The sequence below is a fragment of the Tunicatimonas sp. genome, from assembly GCF_049647865.1.
GTDB lineage: Bacteria > Bacteroidota > Bacteroidia > Cytophagales > Cyclobacteriaceae > Tunicatimonas.
Genome location: NZ_JBARYM010000508.1, coordinates 1 through 5,335 on the forward strand (window position 1 = coordinate 1; position 5,335 = coordinate 5,335).

Consider the following 5,335-nt stretch of genomic DNA (forward strand, 5'->3'; position numbering starts at 1 on the left):
TACATTTATTCGTGGAAAGTGTAAGTGCTCCGTTCATATGTAATGTAAGAAAAAACACAAAAGATCAATGGAACAAAAGCTACTGAAGACTGGAGCCGATAGCTTAAAGAAAGCTGCTCTTAACGAAGATGCGAAAGAGTTTATTCTTAAAAACGACACCATATTTAAAGTGCTGAAAAAGGCTGCTAACAGATACATTGGTGGGGAAAGTACAAATGAGGCTTTAAAAACGGTCCGTGAATGGAATAACAAGGGGTTTGATGTAACAACGGATTTTATGGGTGAAAGCATACGGAACGAGAAGGATGCGAATAAAGCTACCGCTGAATTCGTGCAATTTGCCAAGGCGATTAAGAGGGAAAATTTGAATTCTTCGATTTCATTAGACCTATCTCATATTGGTCTTCTTGTGTCAAATGATCTGGCAACGGAAAACCTTAGAATCATCTGTAACGAAGCCCAGAAAATGAACCAAGAGGTAATCATTAGTATGGAGGGAACTGACCGAACGGATAGAATTCTTGACATTTACGTAGAAACTTTAAAATCTTATAAAAACCTGGGTATTACGATGCAGGCTTATCTACACCGAACCAAAGATGATTTTAAAGAGGTCGCTAAACTATCAGGTAGCATCAGAATGGTTAAGGGAGCTTACGAAACCCCAGATGGATTATCCATTAAGAGAGGGTCAGAACTCGACCAGATTTATCTTGATTACGTAGAGCAGCTTTTATCCCAAAACCACCGATGTTCAATTGCATCCCATCACGAAAAAATTCACCAAGAGTCTATTAAGCTAATCAAAAAGTTGAAGCCTACTAACTATGTTCTCGAGCGGCTTCTAGGAATAAGAAACGAAGAACTAATTGAATACAAAGGAAAAGGCTTGAACTGCCGAATCTACATAGTCTATGGTAAGGAATGGTATCTCTATTTATGTAATCGTTGGGCGGAATATCCTCTAAGCATGTTTCAAGGTATTGCAGATATTGTAGAAGAAAAATAATAAATAGAAGTAATAGCTATTTGTAGGCTAGTTAGAAGTCAGTTTATCCAACTACTGTAGTCTGTCGGCTAAACGCTAAAAAAATGAATGATCTGTTAAAAGAATTTGAAGAGAAGAAACCGGAGGTGGTTTTTGAGTGGAATGATCCGGAAACTGAGGCGGAAGGCTGGGTAGTGATTAACTCCTTGCGAGGCGGGGCGGCCGGAGGAGGTACGCGCATGCGAAAAGGGCTAGACCGGCACGAGGTAGAGTCACTGGCGAAGACGATGGAAGTTAAGTTCACCGTGTCGGGGCCAGCCATTGGTGGGGCCAAGTCAGGAATTAACTTTGATCCGAACGACCCGCGTAAACGGGGAGTGCTGGAACGCTGGTATAAAGCGGTGACCCCATTGCTGAAAAACTACTACGGCACCGGAGGCGACCTGAACGTAGATGAGATTCACGACGTAATTCCAATTACGGAAAGCTACGGACTGTGGCATCCGCAGGAAGGCATTGTAACTGGGCATTATCAGTCATCCGATCCTCAGAAAATCAAGCAATTAGGTCAACTCCGGCAAGGGGTCATCAAAAAGCTGGAAGATCCTCACTACACTCCCTCTATCGAGCGGAAGTATACGGTAGCCGATATGGTGACCGGTTACGGCGTAGCTCAGTCGGTGCTGCACTATTATGATCTGTGGGATGGTAGTGCCGAAGGTAAACGAGCCATTATTCAGGGCTGGGGTAACGTAGGCGGAGCGGCTGGATACTACTTGGCTAAGAACGGGGTAAAGATCGTTGGAATTATTGACCGAGCGGGTGGACTCATTAACCCCGATGGCTTTACTTACGAAGAAGTGAAGCAGCTTTTTCTAAACCGAGCGCAGAACATGCTAACGGCTGACAACTTGCTTTCGTTTGAGGAAATGAACGAGCGGGTTTGGAGTACCGGAGCGGAAATTTTCATACCGGCCGCCGCTTCTCGTCTGGTAATGCAGGAGCAGGTGGAGATGATGATTCAACATGACCTGGAAGTGATTGGTAGCGGGGCAAATGTGCCGTTTCAGGACCCGCAAATTTTCTTCGGCCCCATTGCAGCCTATACCGATGAGCGAGTTTCGCTGATCCCCGATTTTATTGCCAACTGCGGCATGGCTCGGGTATTTGCCTACCTGATGGAAACCAAGAGCGAACTTACCGATGAAGCTATTCTACAGGATGTATCGGATACCATTCGTCGCGCGTTGGAGAAAGTATACGCGAAGAACGCTAGTGCTAAAAACCTAGCGAAAACTGCCTTTGAAATTGCCTTGCAAGAGCTGCTGGGAAAAGAGAAACCGCTAGAATCACCCCTTAGCCAGCTTACTTCCGTAGGAGCTAGTGTGGGAGCTTATTAAGCTAAAAGATAGTGAACCTTACCGGATGAGGTACGAATTCCGGTATCTCCCGCATTTTAAGTAGGAGATGCCGGAACAAGTCCGGCAAATAATAAAAATGAAACATTGAACACCTGGCTTGACATACCGCGCAATAGTGACTTTAGCGTTCACAATTTACCCTATGGCATTTTTTCCACTTCCTCGCGTCGTCCTAGAGTAGGAGTGGCTATTGGAGATCAGATTATTGACTTGGCTGCATTAGCCATACGCAGGTACTTTCAAAACCTATCTATTGAACCGGAAGTGCTGGAGCAGTCTTCATTAAATGCTTTTATCCGGTTAGGAAAACCAACCTGGCAGGCAGTACGAAAACGACTTACCAGCTGGCTTACTCAAACTGATTCACCACTTTACCATTTACGGAAAGAGTGCTTCGTAGCTCAATCCGAGGCGAAGATGCATTTGCCGCTGGAGATTGGCGATTACACTGATTTCTACGCCAGTGAAGCCCACGCAACTAACGTAGGTACTATGTTTCGGGGCAAAGAAAATGCGCTAATGCCCAATTGGAAGCATATGCCGATTGCTTACCACGGCCGCGCATCGTCTATTGTGGTTTCCGGCACCAATATACATCGTCCAAAGGGGCAGATTATACTCAAAAGTGCCGATCAGCCAGTATTTAGCCCAACTCAAGCACTAGATTTTGAGCTGGAAATGGCCGCAGTTATTGGAAAAGAAAACAAACTAGGAACCTCGGTTCGCCCCGAGAAAGCGGAGGATTATATCTTTGGATTTGTCTTGTTTAACGACTGGTCGGCCCGGGATATTCAACGTTGGGAATATGTGCCCTTGGGACCTTTTCTTGGGAAAAACTTTGCCTCGTCTATTTCGCCTTGGGTAGTGCCGTTAGAGGCGTTACAACCATTCCGAGTAGATGGCCCAGAGCAGCAACCAAAACCGCTGCCGTATCTACAAACTTCCGATAGGCAGAATTTTGACATTAACCTAGAGGTAGCTATTCAGCCCGAAGGAGAAAACGATGTGGTTGTTAGTCAAACCAACTTTAAGAACATGTACTGGAACATAGGGCAGATGCTGGCTCACCATACGGTCAACGGTTGTAATATGCGGATAGGCGACTTGTTAGCTTCCGGTACCATTAGTGGCGAAGAAAGTGATAGCTACGGCAGCTTGCTCGAGTTGAGTTGGAACGGTGAGCGACCACTGAAAATAAATTCAAATCAACCGCGCACTTATCTGGAAGACGGAGATACAGTCACCCTGCGAGGCTACGCCGAACAGGAAGGTATTCGGGTGGGTTTCGGAGAAGTACGCACTAAAATTTTACCAAGCCTATGAAAGTCATTCGCCCGAGTGAAGTAAGCACCCAGGATTTTTACCAATACATGATTGGCGCCGTGGTGCCCCGGCCCATTGCCTTTGTTAGCTCCATAAGTTCCGAAAGTAAAGTAAACCTGAGTCCGTACAGCTTCTTTAATGCAGTTAGTTCTAAGCCACCCGTACTCATTTTTTCCCCGGTAAATAGTGTGCGCGACGGAAGCACTAAGAATACACTGGATAATGTGCGGGAACACCCTGAGGTAACCATTAACATTGTAAACTATGCGTTGGTAGAGCAAATGTCGCTCACCAGTACCGCTTACGAAAAAGGTATTAACGAGTTTGCCAAAGCTGGCCTCACTGAAGTGCCTTCGGAAACTGTAAAGCCGCCCCGGGTCGCCGAATCGCCAGTGGCGTTTGAGTGCCAAGTGAAGCAGGTGATGCCACTAGGCGAAGGCGGCGGTGCCGGGAACCTAGTGATCTGCGAAGTACTGCTGGTTCACGTTAACGAAGAAATTCTGGGGGAAGACGGTGCTATTAATCCATTCCAGCTAGATGCCGTGGGAAGAATGGGCGGTAGTGCCTACTGCCGTGCGAGTGGCGATGCTCTCTTTGAAACACTTCGTCCAGTGCGGGAAAAAGGGATCGGAGTAGATCAACTTCCTGAAGATATCCGAACCAGTACGGTGCTTTCGGGAAGTGACTTAGCCCAGTTAGCTAATGTATCGGAAATTCCGAACCAGGATTTAGTGCAGCACTACCGCCACGAAAGCACCATTCAGGCTGCTTTGGTACGGTACGAACAGGATGCAGTACAGTCGCCCGAAATTATGCACTGGGCGGCAAAGAATTATCTGTCCCGAGGCGAGGTAGAGAAAGCCTGGGCAGCTCTACTCAGTTTGCAATAAACAATATGCAGTGTACAATTGGAAAGTAATAAATAGTGAGTAAACCGGATTCGGGAGCGGTTCCCCCGCCGGGATCGAAGACAGGAGTTGAAAGTTGGCAACAATCATAATCTAAACAACTAGCAATCAACAATTTAACCATTGAGTAATCGAGCCATTGAACAATAGAATAGTTAAACATTACACCCATGATGCAACAAGAATATGACAAATACACCAATGAGGATTTTAAAGTCTGGAAACAACTGTACGAACGACAGATTGTAAATTTACCCAATGCAGCTTCGCAAGCTTATTTAGATGGGTTGCAGCAAATCAATTTTACGGCAGATAAGATTCCCAACTTTGAGGAAACTAATGACGAACTGAAAAAGCTAACCGGCTGGAGTATCCATGTGGTGCCCGGGCTGATAGACGATGATAAGTTTTTTCAATTGCTCTCTAACCGAAAGTTTCCTTCTTCCACCTGGTTACGGAAATTGAGCCAACTGGATTACCTGGAAGAACCCGATATGTTTCACGATGTATTCGGCCACGTACCTGTGCTGACCAATCAGCCATTTGTAGATTATTTGCAGGAGCTTAGCAAAATCGCGCTGCGCTACATCGAGAACCCCTGGGCGATTCACTTAATTTCGCGCATCTACTGGTTTACAGTAGAGTTCGGATTGATTAAAGAAAACGGAAATATCCGTATTTACGGAGCAGGCATA

At 45.8% G+C, this 5,335-nt stretch carries 5 protein-coding genes; all 5 read left to right on the top strand.

All coding sequences use genetic code 11. From position 1 onward, the window contains the following. The first annotated feature begins 67 nt into the window (after positions 1 to 67). Positions 68 to 1,009 carry a proline dehydrogenase family protein gene (locus WBA23_RS14940; protein WP_424583082.1) on the top strand — a complete coding sequence of 314 codons (942 nt, stop codon included), beginning with the start codon at positions 68 to 70 and terminating at the stop codon, positions 1,007 to 1,009. Between the two features lie 83 nt (positions 1,010 to 1,092). After that, entirely contained in the window at positions 1,093 to 2,388 is a 1,296-nt protein-coding gene (locus WBA23_RS14945) for a Glu/Leu/Phe/Val dehydrogenase dimerization domain-containing protein (RefSeq protein WP_424583083.1), read from the top strand. Between the two features lie 105 nt (positions 2,389 to 2,493). Next, positions 2,494 to 3,732 (top strand): fumarylacetoacetase, encoded by a 1,239-nt coding sequence (gene fahA, locus WBA23_RS14950; RefSeq protein ID WP_424583084.1) that lies wholly within the window; start codon positions 2,494 to 2,496, stop codon positions 3,730 to 3,732. Beyond that, positions 3,729 to 4,622: a flavin reductase family protein gene (locus tag WBA23_RS14955; protein WP_424583085.1), complete on the top strand. Its 894-nt coding sequence runs from the start codon at positions 3,729 to 3,731 to the stop codon at positions 4,620 to 4,622. The genes fahA and WBA23_RS14955 overlap by 4 nt, the downstream gene beginning before the upstream one ends. A gap of 188 nt (positions 4,623 to 4,810) precedes the next feature. Next, a partial coding sequence (locus tag WBA23_RS14960; protein WP_424583086.1) for a phenylalanine-4-hydroxylase occupies positions 4,811 to 5,335 on the top strand: 525 nt, incomplete at its 3' end.

What these genes read in the sequence shown, in the direction of transcription:
- WBA23_RS14955 (WP_424583085.1), top strand. Translation starts at nt 3,729, where the DNA reads ATGAAAGTCATTCGCCCGAGTGAAGTAAGCACCCAGGATTTTTACCAA.
- WBA23_RS14945 (WP_424583083.1), top strand. Translation starts at nt 1,093, where the DNA reads ATGAATGATCTGTTAAAAGAATTTGAAGAGAAGAAACCGGAGGTGGTT.
- WBA23_RS14940 (WP_424583082.1), top strand. Translation starts at nt 68, where the DNA reads ATGGAACAAAAGCTACTGAAGACTGGAGCCGATAGCTTAAAGAAAGCT.